Source organism: Bradyrhizobium sp. S3.3.6 (assembly GCF_040546905.1).
Taxonomy (GTDB): domain Bacteria; phylum Pseudomonadota; class Alphaproteobacteria; order Rhizobiales; family Xanthobacteraceae; genus Bradyrhizobium; species Bradyrhizobium cytisi.
The window spans coordinates 833,478-854,265 of record NZ_JBEPOT010000001.1; the positions used below are offsets into that span (position 1 = coordinate 833,478).

Here is a 20,788-nt window from a genome sequence, read left to right on the forward strand (position 1 = left end):
CCTGTTTCTGCGCCGATTATGGAGCCCGTCGCGCCAACGTCCATGTCTTTTCGCACATGGACCGATGCCGATCTCACATGGACTTGGAGGGGGGCCTGCGCCAACCCGGCTCGCCCGATGTCAGGGTCCGTTCACCGCGCCGCGGCGTTCAAATCCATCGTCTCCAGCAGGCTGTTCTGGCGCCAGTCGATGAAGGCGTCCTTGAGGCGGTTGATCTCGCCAGCATACTCGGGCACGCCCCAGAGATTGCGCTGCTCGAGCGGGTCGTTGGCGAGATCGAACAATTGGCCATCCTCGGCGCCGTGAATGAACACGACCTTCCAGCGGTCATCGCGCACCATGGTGATCAGCCGCGCCCCGGTCATGGCAACGTCGCCGGCCTGCTCGGAGAACACGAAGTCGCGGCCGGCCCACTCTTCGCCGTTCAGCGCCGGCAGCAGGCTGCGGGCCTGGAACGGCTTTGGATGCTCTGCGCCGGCGAGATCCAGAATGGTGGGCGCAAGATCGAACAGCTGGCACTTTCCGCGGATGCGGTGGCCGCCGGAGAACAGGCCGGGCGACCAGAACAGCAGCGGGATGCGGGTGACGGGCTCGTACATCGACCATTTCTGGCTGAGGCCGTGCTCGCCGAGATTGTCGCCATGGTCAGACATGAAGATGACGACGCAATTGTCGAGATAGCCCTTGTCCTCGAGCGTCTGCAGCAGGCGGCCGATCTGCTCGTCGATCATGGTGACGTTGGCATAGTAATGCGCGCGCAGGCGACGCATCTCTTCATGCGTCGGCGCGAGCTTCCATGACACGGCATCGTGGTCGACCTCGGTGTCGTGGCGTCGCTTCTCTTTGAGGTACGCCGGCAAGCCCTCGATCTCGGCCTCGGTCGGTTGCGGCACCGGCAGGTCGTTGCGGGCGAGATAGTGCTCGAGATATTCGGGCAGCGGATCATAGGGTGGATGCGGGCCGGGGAGGCCGATCTGCATGAAGAGCGCGCCGGGCCTGGGGCGCGTCTCGAGCCACCACATCGCGGTTTCAGCGACGAAGATGTCCGGGTGCAGCGATTTCGGCATTTCCCATGTGAAGGCGCCCATGCGATCGCCATAATCAGGCAGGCTGCGATAGCCGGCGCGCGACGGCTTTGTCAGCTTGTGTGCGGCAAAGGCCTTGTCGAGCTCGTCGGCGAACCAGCGCCCCTCGAGGAAGCGGTCCTTGTTCTCGACCACGAAGCGCTCGTGGAAGCCGGCCTTCGCGTCATAGGGGATGGTGTGCATCTTGCCGACATTGACGCAGTGATAGCCGGCGTCACCGAGCTTGCTCACCCACGTCTTCTGCCAGTGCTGCCCGTTCTTCAGCACGCCCGAGGCATGCGGGTAGAGGCCGGAGAACAGTGCCGCGCGCGAGGGCACGCAGCTCGGCGCGTTGATGAAGCAATTGTCGAAATAGACGCCCTCGCGCACCAGGCGGTCGAGGTTCGGCGTCTTCATATAGGGGTGGCCCGTCGCCGCAATCGTGTCGAAGCGTTGCTGGTCGGTCATGACCAGGATGATGTGGGGCTTTGTCACGGTTGTTTTGTCCTGCGCGGAATTGGCTCAGGAGAAAATATGTCTGACATAATAATTCTTGTCAAACCGGGCCGGATTTGATTATTTGCGAAGCGCAGGCCAAGTTTCCGCAGATATGTTCGTCAATAGTCGCAATAAATCAGACATTTTATTCCACGAGACAGGGATCAACGTGGCAAAATCGGCTAGCAAGGACAGCCCCCAGTCGATCGCCCGCGAAGTGGCGCGGCTGATCCTGACCGGCGTCTGGCGCGAGGGCACGACGTTGCCGCGCGAGATCGAGCTGGCGTCCCGCTTCGATGTCAGCCGCGCCTCGATCCGCGAGGCGCTGTCGCTGCTCAAGGGCAAGGGGCTGATCGCCTCGAAGCAGAAGGCCGGCACCCATGTGCGCGCGCGCTTCGACTGGAACATGCTCGACGAGGAATTGCTGAACTGGACGCTGGCGGCACTGCCGACGCAGGAGTTCGCCAAGCAGATCCTGGAAGTCCGCCGCATCGTCGAGCCGGAGGCGTGCGCCATCTGCGCGGTGCGCGGCACGGACGAGGATTTCGCGCGGATCGAACGCGCCTATCGCGGCATGGATGCGGCCGGCATGGACCGCGTCGCCTATGCCGAGCCCGATCTGCAATTCCACCGCGGCATTCTCATCGCTACCGGCAACGATTTCCTGATCGCCTTTGGCGCGACGGTCGCAGCTGCCTTGCGGATGTCGTTCAACCTGTCGAGCACAAATCCGGGCGCGCCGCGGAAGAGCCTACCCTATCACCGCACCGTGCTCGACGAGATCTGGGCGCGCAATGCCGACGGCGCGCGCCAGGCCATGCACAAGCTGATGGATCTCACCGAACAGAACATCGTCTCGGCCATGTCGCGCCAAAAGAAAAAGGACGCCGAGGACGAGAACGTTCGCACCAGACGGACGCGTTGAAGCCTGCAAAACAATAGTGAGGGAGGTTAAAGATGATGAAGACCGCATCGCGCGCGAGCTCGATCACTCGTCGCAAACTGCTGAAAACAAGCGCCGCAGGCGCGGCGCTCGCGGCATTCCCCGCGCCGCTGATCGCGCAGACCAAGCCGTTTGCCGGCGTGACGCTGCACGGCGCCTCGTTTCAGCACCGCTTCTTCACGCTGCTGCAGAAATACATTCCCGAGTTCGAGGAAAAGACAGGCATGAAGGTCGACCTCCAGCTCTCGGCCCTGCCGGTCTACAACCAGCAGGCCAATCTCGAACTGTCCTCGGGCGGCTCGGCCTATGACTTCGTCAATGTCACCTTCACGCTCGCGACCCGCTGGATCGCGGCGGGCCTGCTCGCCAATCTCGACGAGTTCACGGGTGATGCCAATTTGACGCCGGTCGAGTGGAATCCGAAAGACTTCGTCGACGGCGCGCAGGTGCCCTATCGCGACGGCACGGGGGCGACCTACGGCTATTCCTGGGAAGGCGGCGCGATGCTGATGGGGCTGTCGCGCATGGATCTGATGGAGAAGAAGGGGCTGAAGATCCCAAAGACCTTCGCCGAGCTTGCGCAGGTCTGCGCTGAAATCAACGGCACCGACGGCGTCAACGGCATGGTGTCGTGGTTCCTCCACAACTGGAATCTGCCGCCCTACATCCAGGGCTTTGGCGGCAACGTCTTCAAGAATCCGCCCGGCGACGTCATGCCGGCGCTGAATACGCCCGAGGCGATCCAGGGCGTCGAGTTCTATGCGAACCTGCTGAAGAGCGCGCCGAAGGGCGTCCTGACCTACACCGAGGACCAGGCGCGGCAGTCGATGCTAACCGGCCGTTCCAACATCTTCATCCACTCCAGCGCCTGGGTGACGCCGATCCTGCTTTCCGACGAGAGCAAGGTGAAGGACACCTCGCGCGTGGTGCGTTCGCCGGCCGGTCCGGTGCATGACTACCCGGCCTCGAACAGCCAGGGCCTCGGCATCCCCAAGAACGCCAAGAATCAGAAGGCCGCGTGGGAATTCATCAAATGGGCGCTCAGCCCTGAGATCTCGATGAAGCTTGTGAGGGAGCACGGTCACTCCTCGGTGTGCCGCCGCTCGATCATCACCAGCGAAGACTATCGCAAGCTCAACACGGTGAACGGCCAGGACCTCGGCGCGCTCTATCTCGAGGTGCTGGAGCTGCCGGGCAAGGGCGAGAACTACATGGCCTATCGCACCTCGAAGGAGTTCCCGATCGTCGGCGACGTCCTCAACAAGGCGTTCGAGCAGGTCGCGACCGGCCAGCTCCCCGCCAAGGACGCGATGAACGCAGCCCAGGACCAGGCGATCGCCGCACTCCGCCGCGCCGGGACAAAACTTTGAGCGAGAGCGGAATTGACGGAGAGCGCCGCAGGTTCATCGCCTTCGCGCTCACACCGAGCCTGATCGTGCTGTTCGCAGTCGCCGTGCTGCCGGCGATCTATCTCATCGTGACCAGCCTGACGCCGTTCCAACTGACGACGCCGGGCTCGGCCACCGATTTCAGCGAGCCGTTGCGCAATTATGGCCTGTTGCCGGGCGACCCCCGCTTCGTCAACTCGCTGGCCGTGCAGGCCAAGCTGTCGGTCGCGAGCGTGCTGTTTCAGGTGCTGCTCGGCATGGGGCTGGCGCTGCTCCTGAACGTGCCGTCGCGCTTCGTCGAATTCGCGCGAACCTTCTTCCTGATCCCGATGGTGCTGCCGCCGATCGTGGTCGCGGTGATCTGGAAGCTGATCTACGCGCCCGACATCAGCCCGCTCTACTACGCCGCGCAGGCGCTGCATGTCACCCTGCCGGCGCTGACCTCCAGCGTCGATTTCGCGCTGACCTCGATCGTCATCGCCGACACCTGGGAGTGGCTGCCCTTCACCTTCCTGATGGTGCTGGCGGCGCTGCAGACGATTCCGGACGAATATTCGGAAGCGGCCCTCGTCGACGGCGCCAGCAAGCTGCAGATCTTCTGGTACGTGACGCTGCCTTTCATCACACCGATCCTCGTCATTTCAGGCATGTTCCGCCTGATCGACAGCGTGAAGGCGTTCCCGCTGATCTTCCTCCTGACCGGCGGCGGCCCCGGCACGCTCACCGAGGTGACGAACTACTATGCGTACCTCCTCGCTTTCGACACCAACGAGATCGGCTATTCCAGCGCGGTCACCGTGGTGATGCTGCTCCTGGTCTGCGGCATCAGCTTAGGGTTGGTCTGGATGGGCCAGCGCAAGAAGGCACTGGCATGAGCGAGTCGTCCCTCCGCAAGGCCACGCCGGGCCGGCTGGTCGCGATCACGCTGACGCTGATGATCCTGCTCTCGCCATTCCTATGGCTGTTGCAGATGAGCTTCAAATCCAACGACCAGATCCTGCAATTCCCGCCGCCTTTGATCTTCACGCCGACGCTGGAGAATTACATCTCGCTCTGGCACAGCGCGTTCTCGGCCTCCTTCGTCAACAGCCTGTTGAGCGCCTCGCTCTCCACCGCTCTCGCGCTGCTGTTCGGCGTGCCGGCGGCCTACGCACTGTCGCGCTGGGCCGGACGCGGCAAGCATGCGCTCTCCTTTGCGATCCTGGTGACGCGCATGGCGCCGCCGATCGCGTTCACCATCCCCTTTTTCCTATTCTATCGCTGGATCGGCCTGCTCGACACCATCACCGGGCTGGTGCTGGTCTACACCAGCTTCAACCTGCCCCTGGTGATCTGGATGATGCAGCCGTTCTTCGACACCATCCCGGTCTCGCTGGAAGAGGCGGCCCTCGTCGACGGCGCGCGGACGCGCACAGTCTTCACCAGGATCGTGCTGCCGATGGTGACACCTGGCATCGCCGCGACCGCGATCCTCTGCTTCCTCTACGCCTGGAACGACTTCTTCTTCGCGCTGATCCTGACCCGCACCAATGCGCGCACCGCGCCGGTCGCCGTCGTCAACTTCATGAACTACGAGGGCTGGGAATGGGGCAAGATCGCCGCCGGCGGCTCGCTGGTGATGGCGCCGGTGCTGATCTTCTCGCTCGCGGTGCGCCGCTATCTCGTCTCCGGGCTCACGGCCGGCGCCGTCAAAGGCTGACATCATGAAGCTTCCGACCGGCGCCTCGATTCTGGATTGCTTCGCTGCGCTCGCAATGACGGGGTGTGGAGCTGCGACGCGGGTCTCACCCCGGCCTTACCACGTCTCCGCGCCGGGGATTTTCTTGCGCACGGCGATGCGCTGAATCCAGATGCAGCGACGGACGGATCGATTGGAGCGCCCCACCGCGGAGATCCCCTCGCCGGCCTGAAGCAGCGGCGCCACGCTCTCGCGCAGCGCGCGGCAGCGTTGCAGCTCGGCCTGCCAGTCGATGATCGCAGCGTCGGCGCCCGATACCATCAGGGCCGATACCGCCACGGCAAGACTAATCGTCCGCATCATTCACTTTCCCTTCCCTTTGATCTATCCGCAACGCGCCGGTGCAGATCATGCCGTTCACGCCGATCGTTTGCGTAACAGCGACTCTTTCGCTTGTGAAATGGAACACACTTGAAACACCCTTCAGGTTGTATCATTCTCAAGATGTAACCAAGGCGAATGGGGCGTACGACCCCATATCTTTTGATCATTTCATTTTTGAACACCCTTACAAAGCGTCGTTTCGCGCAGGGGTGACGCGGACGATCCCGCGACGGACGACGAGCTTAGATATCGCAATCGGTTTCAAAAATCTCCGACGTCTCGCCGAACCAGGCGATGCGACAGCGACCTCGCGCGTGCGCGTCGCACGGCCTGACACGGAGAGGCCATCGATCAGCCCGGAACGCCGGCCCGGGAGTGCACCGGCAGCGACGGTCTCGCCTGCAGCCATCGAAAGGAACGCCCATGGACGAACCCAAGCCGCTTACCAGCGCCTTCAACAGAACCGCAAACTTCTCCATCCACCAGGTCGACACCGTGTTCAGGGCTGCCGCACATGCTGCTGCCGTCCCCGCTGCCGTGCCGGTCACCGTGCCCCCGACGCTCGGGCCGCTGTCGGCCTTCACCGGCACGTTCACTGGACAGGGCTTCAACACGATCTTCCGGCCCGACAGCGCGACGACGCCGACCCAGATGCCGGGGCCGATCAACACCACCGACCCGCCCGACAATGTTCTGGAGTTGAACCTCACCGACGAGACGCTGTCGTTCTCGAACAGTCTTGGCTCGATTCCCAATCGCGGCTCGGGGCCGCAGGCGGATGCCTTTCTGAACGGCGTGCCCTATCTGCAGACCATCAACGACGTGACCACGGGGACCCTTGTCGGCATTCACTTCGAGCCCGGCATCTGGCTCGCGGTGCCGTCCAGCACCAATCCGCACGAACCGTTCACCGTGGCGCGGATGGCCTCGATCCCGCATGGCACGACGATCACGGCGCAAGGCACCGCGCTGCCGGCCGTCGCCGGCAAGCCGACCATCGCGGCGGTCGACATCACGCCGTTCTTCGGCGGCAATCCGGCCAACAAGCTCACGTTCCAGAATCAGACCGCGGCCAACAAGACAACGCGAAGGCTGCCGCAGGATCTCACCACGCTGATCGCCTCCGGCAAGCTCACCCAGGCCATGATCACCGATCCGAACACGGTGCTGCGCAACCAGATCGCGCATCAGACCATCAGCCAGACCATCATCATCGAGACCTCGACCAGGCCCGGCACGCCGCTGTCAGGCGGTCCGTTGCCGGCCGTCGCTTCGGCCGGACCGCATCCGCAGGCGCCGAACTTCGCCGGTGGTACCGCGAACATCGCATTCCTGCAGGGCGTGCCGGTGCCGCCGCCGGGCGGCAATGGTGCCAACGCCAATGCATTGCAGATGGATGCCGTGTTCTGGATCGAGACGGTCATCTACGACATCGACGTGCCGCGCATCGCGTCGGGCGAGCCGCCGATCATCCTCCAGCCGCTGCAGAAGGGCACGGTGCCGCTGGTGCCGAGCTTCGTCGCCACGCTCCCGTTCGTACCGAACAAGGCTTTTGCCGGCGGCCGCGTCCGGGTGGCAACGACGCAGATCCAGTATTCGCAGAAGGTGATGCTGGATTTCAACGGCCTGACCTGGCCACACGTCTCCGTCGCCTCGCTGGTGCCGGCAGCCCCGGTGCCGATCCCGGAGCATCTGTTGCCGCTGACGTGAGTGGCGCGCGGCTGTGTGAGATCAGGAGCGCAGCAGCCGCAGTGCCCGGCCCTTATGCAGAGCGACGTGATCGGTCTTGTCGCTCTTGATCTCGTATTGCGGATCGTCCGCCGTCGCGTGGTGGACGTATCCTTTGTAGTCGACGTCCTTGACGTGCACCCGCAGGATATGGCCGCTCACGCGGCCGGCCTCGGAATTCCAGCTGACGTGATCGCCGCGCTTGAACATCTTGGGCATAGCGAACCAATGCCGAGCGGCATCCGGACGTTCCAGGCTCAAGTTGAGCCCTACACGCTTCGCCGAGATGGATTTGACTGCCGCGAGAGAAGATCGTGGCTTACTGAAGCCGTAGCTCGCGGCGGCAGCCCGCCTGCGCCCTTTGGGCCTCGGCGCGGCATCCTTCTCTCGCTGTCGCGAGCGAAGGATGGTGGGCACGACAGGGATCGAACCTGTGACCCCTACCATGTCAAGGTAGTGCTCTCCCGCTGAGCTACGTGCCCTAATAGTCCACTTGCGTCGGGTGGGGTCCCTATAACGGCTCGGGGGAGCCGGTGCAAGGACGGAAGGGGGCCAATTTAGGCCGCCAGCATCTTGTTCACTTCGCTCACCAATTCGCGCAGGTGAACGGGTTTCGACAGCACCTTGGCGTTCTTGGGGGCGTCCGAATCCGAGTTCAGGGCGACCGCGGCGAAGCCGGTGATGAACATGATCTTGATGTCGGGGTCGAGTTCCGAGGCCCGGCGGGCGAGCTCGATGCCGTCCATCTCCGGCATCACAATGTCGGTCAGGAGCATCTCGAACGGCTCTTCCCGCAACCGCTGATAGGCGGCCATGCCGTTGTCATGGGACGAGACCTGGAAACCGGCGTTTTCCAGCGCCTTGACCAGGAAACGGCGCATGTCGTTGTCGTCTTCGGCGAGCAGGATTTTTGGCATGGCAGGAACGTCGAATCCCCAAAGGATATGCAGAGGTCACTAAGCCCGACAGAGGGTAAATTTCGGGTGAAAATCTTTACCATGGGCCCGACCGGTGCGGCCCCTTGTGAACCCGAATGCGGCATGAATCAATCGAGACGCGTCTGCACATCCCCGTCTCCCTGCCCGCACGGTTAAGACATGTTCCAGCGCCGATCGCATCTTTTCGCTTGGCAGAATGGTTGCGATTCCGGACAATGACGACACATAAGAGCCGCTCGATCGGCCGAATCACTCGATCTGGGGCTTGCTGGATTTTGGCCGGATCTTGCGGCGTGAAGGGACGAAGCCTGAGAAGATGACCCGGTTTGACGGCGCGGTGTCGCCAGCCTTCGAGATCGTGGAGCCCGCCGAGTGGCGCGCGCCTGTTATCTTCAACTCGCCCCATTCCGGCTCGACCTATCCGGACGAATTCCTCGCAGCATCGCGGATCGACGTGCCGCAGCTTCGGCGGTCCGAAGATTCCTTCATGGACGAGTTGATCGGCCATCTGAGCGATCGCGGCTTTCCGACCGTGCGGGTGAACTTTCCCCGCTCCTATGTCGACGTCAATCGCGAGCCTTATGAGCTCGATCCCCGCATGTTCACCGGCCGGCTGCCGAGCTTTGCGAACACGCGCTCGATGCGGGTCGCGGGCGGGTTGGGCACCATTCCGCGCGTGGTCGGCGACGGCCAGGAGATCTATCGCGAGCGCATCCTGGTCGACGACGCGCTGGCGCGGATCGAGACGCTGTACAAGCCCTATCATCGCGCGCTGCGCCGGCTGATCAACAAGGTGCACCAGATGTTCGGCACCGTGGTGCTGGTCGACTGCCACTCGATGCCGTCGGTCGGCGTCTCTCGAGACGAGCCGCGCCGCCCCGATGTCGTGATCGGCGACCGCTACGGCACCAGCTGCGCACCGCTGCTGCCCGACCGCGTCGAGGAGACCATGACCGGGCTCGGGTATTCGATCGGCCGCAACAAGCCCTATGCCGGCGGCTTCATCACCGAGCATTACGGCAACCCGGCGAGCGGCCTGCACGCGGTGCAGCTCGAGCTCAATCGCGCCATCTACATGGACGAGCGACGCCGCGAGCGCGGCCCGCGCTTTGCGCAGGTGGCGCGCGACTTTGGCGTGCTCGCCGATGTGCTGGCGACCACGATTCCGTTCGGCGATCTCGGCCCGTTCCAGGCCGCGGCGGAATAGACGCGACTCTTTCCCGAAAGATCGGCCTCTTGCGCGAGAGGCGCGAATGCGTTTTCGCTTCGCAAGCTACGCGCGCTCAACTGAAAACAGAGGCCAAAGAAAAAAGGGCCGCTTCTGATGAAGAAGCGGCCCAAGTCTAGGGAGGAAACGCCCAAGGAGGGCAGCGGTAACGCGAGAAGCGCTACCGCACCGCAACAATATGCGGCCGCGTCGCACAAAGTGCAAGGGCTTTTGAGCCGTTTCCCATGCAAAAACACATAGCTCATTTGCTTCCAGCGAAATCCAGATTCAGTTTCTTTGATAAGGAATTTCAATGGGTTGATAGTCATTTGCATACGAACGAGGCATACAAGGAACTAAGTTCTCAACACTGTGATCGATATTTGGCCAGCATATGTCTCGCCTGGGGCAGGCGGCATCCGCATCCAAAATACCAGGGTGCAAATCAAGACAGCGCTGCACGCGAGAAGCGAATTGAGCTAGGCAGATGAAAGCTTCACCAGAGTTTCGTTTTGAGGATGCGCCGTGACGGTGATCGACTTCTCAGCCTTCATCGGGCGGCTTGCCACCGCCTCCGGCGAAACCATCCTGCCGTTCTTCCGGACCTCGCTGTCGATCGACGACAAGAGCAAGACCAAGGATTTCGATCCGGTGACGGAAGCCGACCGCGCGGCGGAAGCGGTGATGCGGCGGCTGATCAAGGCCAGCTTCCCCCAGCACGGCATCGTCGGCGAGGAATTCGGCAATGAGCGCGACGACGCCGACTATGTCTGGGTGCTCGACCCCATCGACGGCACAAAGTCCTTCATCGGCGGCTTTCCGATCTGGGGCACGCTGATCGCGCTGCTTCACAAGGGCACGCCGGTCTACGGCATGATGCACCAGCCCTTCATCGGCGAGCGCTTTTCCGGCGACAACGGCTCGGCCAACTATAAAGGCCCGTCCGGCGAGCGCCGGCTCCAGGTCCGCCGCTGCGCCTCGCTGTCGGAGGCGACGACCTACACCACCAGCCCGCTGCTGATGAACGAGCGCGACCGCGCCATTTTCGGCCGGATCGAGCAGGGCGCGCGGCTGTCGCGCTATGGCGGCGATTGCTATTCCTATTGCATGCTGGCGGCCGGCCATGTCGATCTCGTGGTCGAGACCGAACTGAAGCCTTACGATATCGCAGCCCTGATCCCGATCGTGACCGGCGCCGGCGGCGTCGTCACCACCTGGGAAGGCAAGCCGGCCCAGGGCGGCGGCCGCATCGTCGCGGCCGGCGACGCCAGGGTTCACGAAGAAGCACTGAAACTGCTCAACCCATAACAAGCGCTCGCGGGAGGCTTGCATGACCATCTCACGCAGGCTTCTCGCTAAATTGTTCTTTAAATTGTTTTTGGGATTGCTTCTGCTGCTGCCGTCAGTGGCGGCGGCGCAGATCTTTCCGGCAAAACCGATCAAGCTGATCGTGCCGTTTCCGGCTGGCGGCCCCAACGACATCATCGCCCGCGTGGTCGGCCAGCGCATGTCGGAACTGGCAGGCCAGCCGGTGCTGATCGACAATCGCGGCGGCCAGGGCGGCGTGCTCGGCACTGATGCGGTCGCCAAGAGCGCGCCCGACGGCTACGCCATCGCCATCTCCTCTGCCGGCGCACTTGCGATCAGCCCGAGCATGGAGAAGGTCGCCTACGACACGCTCAATGACCTGACTCCAGTGACGCTGGTTGCGACCGTGCCGGAAATGCTGGTCGTGGCGGCCAATTTGCCCGCCAAGGACATCGGCGAATTGATTGCGCTTGCGAAAGCGCAGCCCGGAAAGCTCAACTTCGCCTCCTCCGGCCCCGGCAGCCTGCCGCATCTCGCCGGCGAGCTGTTCAAGCTGACAGCCAGCATCGACATCGTGCACGTGCCTTATCGTGGTGCCGCGCCCGCGGTGAACGATCTCCTGGGCCAGCAGGTGCAAATGACGTTCCTCGACCTCCCGGTGCTGCTGCCGCAGGTCAAGGCCGGCGCGCTGAAGCCGATCGCGATCGGCTCGGCGGAACGCGCCCCGACCGCGCCCGACGTGCCGACCACGAAGGAAGCAGGCTTTCCGGATCTGCGCATCGAGAACTGGTACGGCATGGTCGCGCCCAAGGGCACGCCGAAGGAGATCGTCACCGCGCTGCATGACCTCGCGACCAAGGCGATGGCGGATCCCGCGGTGAAGGAGAAGCTCGCCGCGCAAGGCGCGACGCTGATCGGCGACGAGCCGGAGCATTTTCGCGCATTCATTGCGGACGAGACCGCGAAATGGGCGAAGGTGATCAAGGACGCCGGCGTGGAGACGGCGAAGTAACCGGTTTACACCTCTCCCGCTTGCGCCCCGCAAACGGGAGAGGGAGCCGATCGCCCGCATGGAAGTACGTCGCATTCACCCTCACACTGCAGCTGCGCGCAGATGCTCTACCAGCATCTTGGCCGGCCGCGGCAGCGCCTTGAAGCTCCGCGCGCAGATCACGAGCTTGCGGTTGGCCCAGGCGTCGCGCAGGCGGACCATGGCGAGTGGCATCAGCTTGGCGCAGCGGCGGGCGGCGGCTTCGGGCACCAGCGCGACGCCGACATCGGCTGAGACCAGCTGGCAGATCGCATCGAAGTCGCGCAGCCGCGCCCGGAAATGCGGGCGCATGCCGAGCCGGGCGGCATGCTTTGAAATATGCATCTGAAGCGCGGTGGCGCTGGTCAGGCCGACGAACTCGCAGGCGTTGGCCTCCTGGAAATCGATCTGGCGGCGGCCGGCGAACGGGCCGCGCTTCGATGTCACCAGCGTCAGGCGGTCCTCGCTGAACGCGAAGCGCTCGATATGATCAGGCAGCGCGTGCTCGGCGGCGAAACCGAGATCGGCGGCGCCGGCGGTGATAGCGGCTGCGATGTCGGTGCTCTCGCGCTCCTCGATGTCGATGGCGACGTCGGGATGCTCGCGCAGGAAGCCGGCCAGCGCCTTCGGCAGATGCTCCGACAGGCCCGACGTGTTGGCAAGGAAGTGCACGCTGGCGCGCACGCCGCTGGCAAAGCCCGCGAGATCGCCGCGCATGGCGTCGATCTGGTGGATCACGAGCCGCGCATGGTCGAGCAGGCTCTCGCCGGCCGCGGTCAGTTCGACACCGCGGCGCCCGCGCTTGAGCAGCGCGACGCCAAGCGCGTCCTCGAGCCCCTTGATCCGCGCGCTGGCGGAGGCCAGCGCCAGATGCGAGCGCTCCGCGCCGCGGGTGATGCTGCGCTGGTCGGCGACCGCAATGAAGAGCTGGAGATCGACGAGGTCGAAACGCATTGTTGCCTCCTCCAAACCTAGCTTTCGTCGTGGACGAAGGCTGTCTCCGTAACCTCCAGATTGTGCGTGGGCGCGGCTTCGGTCAATGTGCAGGTCATGATTGACCCGCTTCTCATTCTCATCGCCGCCGTCTTTCTTGTCGCCGGATTCGTCAAGGGCGTCGTCGGGCTCGGCCTGCCGACGGTCTCCATGGGCCTGCTCGCGGTGAACATGGCGCCCAGCCGCGCGATCGCCATCGTGATCGTGCCCGCCATTGTCACCAACATCTGGCAAACCTTTGTCGGCCCCCATCTGCGCGACATCCTGAGGCGGTTGTGGCCGCTGATGATCGGCACCGTGATCGGCTGCTGGCTCAACGCCGGCGCGCTGACCGGACCCTACGCGCGCTACGGCACGGTTGTGCTCGGCATCCTGCTGGTGATCTACGCCATCATCGGCCTCAGCACATTCAAGTTCCACGTCGCACCGCAGAACGAGAAATGGGTCGGCGGCGTGGTCGGCGTGATCACCGGCGTGATCTCGGCCTCAACCGGCGTGCAGGTGATCCCCTCGATGCCGTTCATGCAGGCGATCGGCATGGAGAAGGACGAGCTGGTGCAGGCGCTCGGCGTGTTCTTCACCACCGCAACGCTGGCACTCGCCTTCAACCTGACCGCCGGCGGCCTGCTGACCCCGGCCAATGCCGTGCCGGGCGCCGTCGCCATGGCCATGGCGTTTGCCGGCATGTTCATCGGCCAGTCGGTGCGGGCGCGGATGCCGGCGGAAGCGTTCCGCCGCTGGTTCCTGGTCGCGATGATCTTGCTCGGTGTCTATTTGGCCGGCAGCGCGCTGCTGAAGGAATTCGCCTGACGCGAGATCCACTCATCCGTTCGGATGAGCTACCGCGTCTCCAGCATCGCGACGCGGATGCCGAGATAGATGAAAAGGCCGCCGAGGGTCCGGTTGACCCAGGCGATCACGCCCTCGGACTGCCGCAGCCGGCGGGCCGCCTTGGCCGCGAACGCCGCCAGCACCAGGCACCACAGCGTCCCCGTGCAGATGAAGATCAGGCCTAGCGTCAGGAAGGCGAGCGGCTTGTGCGCGGAATCGGCTGCGACGAATTGAGGCAGGAAGGCCAGGAAGAACAGCGCGACCTTGGGATTGAGCGCGTTGGTGAGGACGCCCTGGAGGAAAACCCGCCGCAGCGAGCTCCGCTCGGCCTCGTCCTTGACCGCCACCAGCGCCGGGCGCGACCACAGCATTAAAAGGCCGGTCAGGACGAGATAGGCCGCGCCGACCAGCTTCAGGATCGAGAACGCGGTGGATGAGGCCATCAAAAGCGCCGAAAGGCCGATCGCAGCGCCCGCGACATGGAAAAGGCAGCCGCAACTGATGCCGAAGGCCGCCGCTGCCCCGCCACGCCAGCCCATCTGCATGCTGCGGCCGATCACATAGACCGAATCCGGCCCCGGCGCGACGTTGAGCAGCACACCCGACAGGACGAAGAGCCAGATTTCATGAATGCCCAGCATGTGAGAGGCTCCGCCGCCCGGTCGGGCGGTCCCAGGGGATTGGCCTTAATCGGTCCGCACCCCGCCGTCCACCGCCGGAATTGCGTGGGATTTGCATCGAATTTGCAATGCGGATCATACTTTCGCTCGGCCTCATCTGCTCTATAAAGGCAGGGTTTTGAAAATGCGGGATTCGAGGCGACTGCCACGCGGTGGCTGTCCCCTCTCCCTTGGAGCTCCGAGGATATGGAAAGACGTCTGGCCGCCATCGTCTGCGCCGATGTCGCCGGGTATTCGCGGATGATGGGCACGGACGAGGCCGGCACCCATGCCGCCTTCAAGGCCCATCGCAGCGCGATCCATCCGATTATCCTCAATCACGGCGGCCGCGTCGTCAAGAACACCGGCGACGGCTTCCTGCTGGAATTCCCCTCCATCGTCGGCGCCGCCGAGGCCGCGATCGCGATGCAGCTGCTGATGGCGGAGCGCAATCACCATCTGCCTGCCGAACGCACCATGCAGTTCCGGCTCGGCATCCATATGGGTGACGTCATCGCCGACGAGGACGAGGTGTTCGGTGACGATGTCAACATCGCCGTCCGGCTGGAATCGGTGGCGAGCCCCGGCGGGTTCGCGATCTCGGCCAAGGCCTACCGCGAGGCGAGCAAGCATCTCACCGTGCCGCTGGTCGACGGCGGCAACCACCGCTTCAAGAACATCAAGGATCCGGTCGGGGTCTGGACCTGGACGCCCGACGGCGCGACTGCGCTTGCGCCGGAGCTGAAGGAAGGGTCCGCACTCTCGCAGCAATACCGCACTGCCATCGTCGGAGTGCTGCCCTTCGCCAATCTCAGCGACGCCCAGGACGAATATTTCTCCGACGGCCTGACCGAGGACCTGATCCACGCGTTGTCGCTGCAATCGTTCTACCGCGTGCTGAGCCGCAACTCGACCTTCGCCTTCAAGGGCAAGAATGTCGGCACCCGCGTGATCGCGCGCGAGATCGACGCCACCTATCTGATCCAGGGCTCGGTGCGGCGCGCCGGCGCCAAGATCCGCGTCACCGCCGAGCTGATCGCGCCGGAGACCGGCGAGCAGCTCTGGACCGGCCGTTACGACCGCGACATCGGCGATCTCTTTGCGATGCAGGACGAGATCACGACCAATCTGTCCGCCGCCATCGCCACCGAGATCGTCCGCGCCGAGGCCTCCGCGCCCGCGCGCCCGACCAATGACATCACCGCCTGGGACCGCTTCCTGAAGGGCCTGTCGCATTACTACCGGCAGACCAAGGAGGATCTGAGCACGGCCGTCGACCTGTTCCGGGAAGCGATCGCGCTCGATCCCAAGCTGTCGATCGCGCATGCCTATCTGGCGACGATCCAGATCCAGAGCATCCAGTTCGGCTGGGTCAAGGGCACGCGCGAGATGTGGGCCGAGGCGATGAGGCTTGCCGAAACCAGCGTCCGGCTCGACCCGCGCTCATCGTTCGCGTTCTCGGTCCTGTCCTGGGCGCACGCATTGGAAGGCCATGACGAGGCGGCGATGGACGCCGCCAAGCGCGCGGTCGCCCTCAACCCCTACGACATGGGCGCGCGCGGCGTGCTCGGCATCTGCCACTTCGTCATCGGCGAGCACCGGCAAGCGATCGAGCTGTTCTCGATGGCCGCCCAACGCGACAACAGCGACCCGCGCTATCAATGGGCGGCGCTGAATGCCTTCAGCCACTATCTCGTCGGCCAGTATGACGCGACCCTGTCGTGGGCCCGCGAGCAGCTCTACGTCAATCCGAACCACATGCAGGCGCTCGCGATCCGCGCTGCGGCGCTGGCGCAGCTGGGACGGACCGGCGAGGCGATCGAGGCGACAGGCATGCTGATGGGCAACTACCCGACCCTGAATGTCGACCGCCATTTGCGGAATTTTCACTGGAAGCGGGCCGAGGACATCGCGCATTACCGCGACGGGCTCCTGAAGGCGGGCGTCCCGGCCAGCAAGCTCACCCTGGTCCAGAGCGACGTCAGACGCGCCGCCGAATCCTGAAGGCGAGCCTGCGCATGCGCTGCAATCTCACCTCCGGCTTTATTGACACGACAGTGAATTCAACCACACTTCTCCACACGCTGAAGTAGTATAGATTGCTGCCGGTTTGTTAGCACTTTCCGCGCTTGATCGGCGCGTCTGTATTTCACGATTCGCTGTTTTCAGGATTTTGGGCCATGAACGACTCCGTCTCGAAGCCCCCCATCGATCCATCGATCCAGGTCTCGCCGGACAATCCCTGTCCGTTCCTCCGCGGCCTTGTCGGCGAGGGTTTTGTCGACGGCGGCACGGTCCCGCTCCGGACGCTGTCGCAGACCATCGCAAATGCAAGCGGCGAGACTGGAGCGAAAAAGACGCTGGCCCGCATCCAAGTCCGCGGCGTTGCGCTGATCGCCAATGGCGCCTGTCACATCCTGCAAAGCATCTTCTGGGGCGCGCAGCTCAATGGCTTGCGCGGCGGTCCGCTCGACAAGCTCGGTGCCGGCTCGCGCATCCTCGGCGTCGACGGGGGCGTCAACGAGGACGAGATTGCGCGGCTCGCCAGTTTCGGCGGCACTTATGCCGATCCCAATGGCGGCACCGAGACCGGGCTCAACGCCTCGCAAATCCAGACCTTCATGAACGACAATCTCAAGCGCGCCGGCAATCAGTCGCGCTGGTATTACCCAATCCTGATGAAGTTCGAATGGCCGGTCCTGCTCAAGATCATGGGCAAGGGTCAGGGTGATGACCGCTATCTCAGCGTGGCCGAGGTGAGGACATTGTTCAACGAGCGCAAATTCCCTGACAGGATCACCCAGCGGGTCGTCAGTCAGCCGGTCACCCCGCCTTCGCTTATATTGCGCGTTGCCGGCGGATTAGCCGCCGCGCTCCTCCTCTTTGGCATCGTGGCGCTGCGTTTTCCCGATCAGTTCCAGCCGATGCTGCCCGGCGTCATCGGGCAGTTCGTGGCTCCGTCGTTACCACAGCACGTCGAACCCCGGGCCGCGTACTGGCTCGAGCAAAACTGGGCGCTGGAGGACCGGCACTGGTTTCATCACGCCAGCCAAGGCACGGCGACCTTCCCGGTGCCCTATAGCTGGTTCATGGCGCTCGAGCAGCCGCGGCTTCATTTCTTCGCAAAGCCGGGGATGCTGCATGACAGCGACCATCTGCAGCGCTTCGGCTTCATCCCCAGCCCGCAGACGCTCAACACCGACGACGCCACGCTGCGCCGGTTCGGCTATGCCAACGTCTACGACAAGACGAGGCCGGTGCCGGCACGGCTTTGGGATCCGCCGGTCAACTGGGGCGCCCAGGCTGAAAACGTCGACGGCCTGCCGGTCGGCTTTGCGCGCATGACCGGCGTGCCCGATCCTGCGACCGGCCAGGTCGGCGAGGACCGGATCGGCCTGACCTGTGCCGCCTGCCACACCGGCCAGATCCACTATAAAGGCATCGACATCCGTTTCGACGGCGGCCCGGCGATGACCGACCTCAGGAAGCTGGAGGTCACGACCGGCCTGTCGATCGCCTACACGCTCCTCGTGCCGGGCCGCTTCACACGCTTCGCCGACCGTGTGCTCGGCCCCTCCGCCAGCGATGCGGATCGCGATGCGCTGAAGCAGAAGCTGAGCGCGATCGGCACGTTCCTGGTCGACTGGGAGAAGACCTACAAGAAAACCATCGACGGCAAGACGAGGTTCAACGAGAAGACGAAGCGGGACGAGCAGCAGCAGGACACCGAGGAAGGTTACGGCCGCCTCGACGCACTCAACCGCATCGGCAATCAGGTCTTCTCCCAGGACATGACGCTGAGCGGCCTCAGCGGCTTCGAGAAGAATCTGCATGCCAAGGACGCGCCGGTCAGCTTCCCGCCGATCTGGACCGTGCCTTGGCTCAAATTCGCGCAATATGACGCTTCCATCGAACAACCGCTGATCCGCAACGCCGGCGAAGCGCTGGGCGTAACCGCGCTGCTCAACTTGTCCGACAATGCACCCAAGGACACGCTGTTCCGCTCATCGATGGACATCAAGAATCTGAACTGGATCGAGGATCTGCTGAAGGGGTCGCCGCCCTATCCGAAAAAGCAGCTCTCCGGACTGACATCACCGAAATGGCCGTCGGACATCTTTGGCAATGCCGCCTGGAAGATCGATGGCGACCGCGTCAAGAATGGCCGTAAGCTCTACGCGCAGATTTGCGCCGAATGCCATCTCGGGCCGGTCAACGATCCCGTGTTCGACACCGAATTTCCCGACCAGAGCATCTGGTCTTCGTCGCGCTGGGAGACCATCGGCAACGACAAATTCCTGAACGAGGTGCAAAAGAGCGTAAAAGGCATGGGGACCGATCCCGCTCAGGCCAGCGTGCTGGCGACGCGGACGGTTCAGGTGCCGGGCTTTCTCAAGCTCGATCCCACGCAGAAGCTCAATGCCTGGTGGAGCTGCAATCTGCCGGATATTTCCTCGACCGACATGCCTTACTCGGTCGGCTTGATGGTGCTTGTCGACATCGTCAGCCGCAAAGCGATGGACGATGCGAAGATCGACCCGAAGGCTCAGCAGATCTGGTGGGGTGCGCGCCAGAACTGCCCGAATCCCGGTCCGCAGCCGCCCGACAAGAAAGAGCCGCCGCCCTGGTATCGCGCGCGCCCGCTCAACGGCGTCTGGGCCACCGCGCCTTACCTGCACAACGGATCGGTGCCCTCGCTCTACTGGATGCTGAGCCCCGCAGCCGAGCGCCCCCAATCGTTCTGCATGGGTGGCGGTCGCGACTACGATCCGAAGCAGGTCGGCTTCGCAGTCGTCGATGGCGAGAGCTGCAAGACCGGCCAGTCGCGCTTCTCGACGCGAGCGTCTGATGGCACCGAGATGTTCGGCAACAGCAATGCCGGCCACTCGTTCGATGGCACGCCGGGCCCGGGCAAGGACGGCACCATCGGCCGCGTGCTGAAAGAGCAAGAGCGCTACGATTTGATCGAGTATCTGAAGACGCTGTAGTCAAAGCCCTCGCCGTCATGGCCGGGCTTGTCCCGGCCATCCACGATCTTTACCGCGGCACTGAGAACGTGGATGCCCGGGACAAGCCCGGGCATGACGGAGATTGCGGAACGCTCAGTGGCTCTGGATGCTCCGGGTCTTCATCACTTGAACAGCGGCGTGCCCGGCACGAACGCATCAAATGCGGCCCAGAACTGGGAGCGGTAGCGGTCCTGCTCCTGCAGGATCTCGTGCTTCGAGCCGGCGATCACGAGATGGGAGCCGGCGCGCAAATGGTAGGCGAACTCCTCGATCGCCGCGGTCGAAACCACGCTGTCGTTGGAGGCCGCCAGCATCAGGATCGGCTGGCGGATCTCGGACGGGTAGTTCATGCCCTTGAAGACGTTCATCGCACGGAACGCGGTATCGGCCCAGGCGACCGTCGGTGACGCCAGGCCGAGCGTGGGGTCCTCCTCCAGGATCGCGGCGTTGCGCGCATAGCGCACGGGATCGCTGGTCAGGGGATTGTTGATGAAGGGCGACAGCCCGGTGAGGTGGTCGCTGCCGCCGGGAATGTACCCGCCGCCCCGCCCCAGCAACCGCATCGTCTTCAACAGCGCCCGCACTGGAAACGAGGTGGCGCGGCCCGGCAGGTCGATCATCGGCGCCGACAGCACCATGCGGTCGAACCAGCGCTTTTGCGCATGCGCCAGCCGCAACAGCACCGCGCCGCCCATGGAATGGGCCAGCGCGAAGAACGGCGGCGGGCAATCCGGCAGCACCACCTGCTGAACGAAAGTCTCGACGTCGATCTCGTAGTCGGCGAAGTTGCGCACGTAGCCCTTGCGCGGATCGCGCAGGCGGCGCGAGGAATGTCCCTGCCCGCGCCAGTCGAACATCGCCACCGCAAAGCCGCGGTCGCGCAAATCGCGCACGGTCTCGAAATATTTCTCGATCTGCTCGCTGCGCCCGGTGAAGACGCAGACGGTGCCCTTGCGGTTCGCCGGCGGCGCCCAGCGCGCAAAGCGCAGCTCGACGCCATCGGGCGTCTTGATGGTGCCGCTGACGACGTCTTCGGGAACGGGATTGGACGGGATCGAGACCAGCGTCATGATTGGGAGTGCGTGGGCGCCAAGTGCTGCAAATCAGGGGGGCGGGAGCGCCTAAAAGGC

At 63.9% G+C, this 20,788-nt stretch carries 18 protein-coding genes and 1 tRNA gene; 11 read left to right on the forward strand and 8 right to left on the reverse strand.

Annotated elements, in window-relative coordinates:
- Positions 1-131 precede the first annotated feature (131 nt).
- Positions 132-1,559: a sulfatase family protein gene (locus tag ABID59_RS04020; protein WP_354082500.1), complete on the reverse strand. Its 1,428-nt coding sequence runs from the start codon at positions 1,557-1,559 to the stop codon at positions 132-134.
- A 172-nt stretch (positions 1,560-1,731) separates the two neighbouring features.
- Here ABID59_RS04020 and ABID59_RS04025 point away from each other — a divergent pair, with 172 nt between their 5' ends.
- Genes ABID59_RS04025 through ABID59_RS04040 form a run of 4 tightly spaced genes read left to right on the forward strand, consistent with a single transcriptional unit; the run spans position 1,732 to position 5,592 of the window.
- Positions 1,732-2,487 carry a FadR/GntR family transcriptional regulator gene (locus ABID59_RS04025; protein WP_354082501.1) on the forward strand — a complete coding sequence of 252 codons (756 nt, stop codon included), beginning with the start codon at positions 1,732-1,734 and terminating at the stop codon, positions 2,485-2,487.
- A gap of 32 nt (positions 2,488-2,519) precedes the next feature.
- Entirely contained in the window at positions 2,520-3,875 is a 1,356-nt protein-coding gene (locus ABID59_RS04030) for an ABC transporter substrate-binding protein (protein WP_354082502.1), read from the forward strand.
- On the forward strand, positions 3,872-4,768 hold the full coding sequence (locus tag ABID59_RS04035) for a carbohydrate ABC transporter permease (RefSeq protein WP_148753202.1): 897 nt from the start codon (positions 3,872-3,874) through the stop codon (positions 4,766-4,768). Before ABID59_RS04030 ends, ABID59_RS04035 begins: the two co-directional genes overlap by 4 nt.
- The gene (locus tag ABID59_RS04040) at positions 4,765-5,592 is read left to right on the forward strand and encodes a carbohydrate ABC transporter permease (protein ID WP_148753201.1); all 828 of its coding nucleotides are present in this window, start codon (positions 4,765-4,767) and stop codon (positions 5,590-5,592) included. The genes ABID59_RS04035 and ABID59_RS04040 overlap by 4 nt, the downstream gene beginning before the upstream one ends.
- Positions 5,593-5,688: 96 nt before the next feature.
- Here ABID59_RS04040 and ABID59_RS04045 read toward each other — a convergent pair whose 3' ends face one another.
- Positions 5,689-5,934: a hypothetical protein gene (locus tag ABID59_RS04045; RefSeq protein WP_148753200.1), complete on the reverse strand. Its 246-nt coding sequence runs from the start codon at positions 5,932-5,934 to the stop codon at positions 5,689-5,691.
- A 444-nt stretch (positions 5,935-6,378) separates the two neighbouring features.
- Between ABID59_RS04045 and ABID59_RS04050 the strand changes: the two genes are divergently transcribed.
- A complete protein-coding gene (locus tag ABID59_RS04050) occupies positions 6,379-7,665 on the forward strand; it encodes a heme-binding protein (RefSeq protein ID WP_354082503.1) in 1,287 nt (428 codons plus the stop codon).
- A 21-nt stretch (positions 7,666-7,686) separates the two neighbouring features.
- Here ABID59_RS04050 and ABID59_RS04055 read toward each other — a convergent pair whose 3' ends face one another.
- The 3 genes from ABID59_RS04055 to cpdR all read right to left on the reverse strand — a co-directional run bounded on the left by ABID59_RS04055 (position 7,687) and on the right by cpdR (position 8,600).
- Complete coding sequence (locus ABID59_RS04055; protein WP_148753198.1) at positions 7,687-7,902, reverse strand: hypervirulence associated TUDOR domain-containing protein; 216 nt, start codon at positions 7,900-7,902, stop codon at positions 7,687-7,689.
- A 188-nt stretch (positions 7,903-8,090) separates the two neighbouring features.
- A tRNA-Val gene (locus tag ABID59_RS04060) sits at positions 8,091-8,165 on the reverse strand.
- Between the two features lie 75 nt (positions 8,166-8,240).
- Entirely contained in the window at positions 8,241-8,600 is a 360-nt protein-coding gene (gene cpdR, locus ABID59_RS04065) for a cell cycle two-component system response regulator CpdR (protein ID WP_007597092.1), read from the reverse strand.
- A 337-nt stretch (positions 8,601-8,937) separates the two neighbouring features.
- Between cpdR and ABID59_RS04070 the strand changes: the two genes are divergently transcribed.
- The 3 genes from ABID59_RS04070 (at position 8,938) to ABID59_RS04080 (ending at position 12,148) form a co-directional block, all read left to right on the forward strand.
- Positions 8,938-9,828 (forward strand): N-formylglutamate amidohydrolase, encoded by an 891-nt coding sequence (locus ABID59_RS04070; protein ID WP_148751797.1) that lies wholly within the window; start codon positions 8,938-8,940, stop codon positions 9,826-9,828.
- 525 nt (positions 9,829-10,353) lie between these two features.
- Positions 10,354-11,136: a histidinol-phosphatase gene (gene hisN / locus ABID59_RS04075; protein WP_354032871.1), complete on the forward strand. Its 783-nt coding sequence runs from the start codon at positions 10,354-10,356 to the stop codon at positions 11,134-11,136.
- A gap of 22 nt (positions 11,137-11,158) precedes the next feature.
- Complete coding sequence (locus tag ABID59_RS04080; protein ID WP_354082504.1) at positions 11,159-12,148, forward strand: Bug family tripartite tricarboxylate transporter substrate binding protein; 990 nt, start codon at positions 11,159-11,161, stop codon at positions 12,146-12,148.
- 81 nt (positions 12,149-12,229) lie between these two features.
- Here the strand turns inward: ABID59_RS04080 and ABID59_RS04085 are convergent, their stop codons facing one another.
- Positions 12,230-13,120, reverse strand: coding sequence for a LysR substrate-binding domain-containing protein (locus ABID59_RS04085; RefSeq protein WP_354082505.1), 891 nt, complete (start codon positions 13,118-13,120; stop codon positions 12,230-12,232).
- Between the two features lie 96 nt (positions 13,121-13,216).
- Between ABID59_RS04085 and ABID59_RS04090 the strand changes: the two genes are divergently transcribed.
- Positions 13,217-13,969 carry a sulfite exporter TauE/SafE family protein gene (locus ABID59_RS04090; RefSeq protein ID WP_354082506.1) on the forward strand — a complete coding sequence of 251 codons (753 nt, stop codon included), beginning with the start codon at positions 13,217-13,219 and terminating at the stop codon, positions 13,967-13,969.
- A 29-nt stretch (positions 13,970-13,998) separates the two neighbouring features.
- On the opposite strand, the gene ABID59_RS04095 is transcribed toward ABID59_RS04090, so the two are convergent.
- Complete coding sequence (locus tag ABID59_RS04095) at positions 13,999-14,631, reverse strand: LysE family translocator (RefSeq protein ID WP_354082507.1); 633 nt, start codon at positions 14,629-14,631, stop codon at positions 13,999-14,001.
- Positions 14,632-14,856: 225 nt separating this feature from the next.
- Here ABID59_RS04095 and ABID59_RS04100 point away from each other — a divergent pair, with 225 nt between their 5' ends.
- A complete protein-coding gene (locus tag ABID59_RS04100) occupies positions 14,857-16,653 on the forward strand; it encodes an adenylate/guanylate cyclase domain-containing protein (RefSeq protein WP_354032866.1) in 1,797 nt (598 codons plus the stop codon).
- A 176-nt stretch (positions 16,654-16,829) separates the two neighbouring features.
- On the forward strand, positions 16,830-19,637 hold the full coding sequence (locus ABID59_RS04105) for a di-heme-cytochrome C peroxidase (protein ID WP_354082508.1): 2,808 nt from the start codon (positions 16,830-16,832) through the stop codon (positions 19,635-19,637).
- A 143-nt stretch (positions 19,638-19,780) separates the two neighbouring features.
- Here the strand turns inward: ABID59_RS04105 and ABID59_RS04110 are convergent, their stop codons facing one another.
- Positions 19,781-20,728: an alpha/beta fold hydrolase gene (locus tag ABID59_RS04110; protein ID WP_354082509.1), complete on the reverse strand. Its 948-nt coding sequence runs from the start codon at positions 20,726-20,728 to the stop codon at positions 19,781-19,783.
- Positions 20,729-20,788 lie beyond the last annotated feature (60 nt).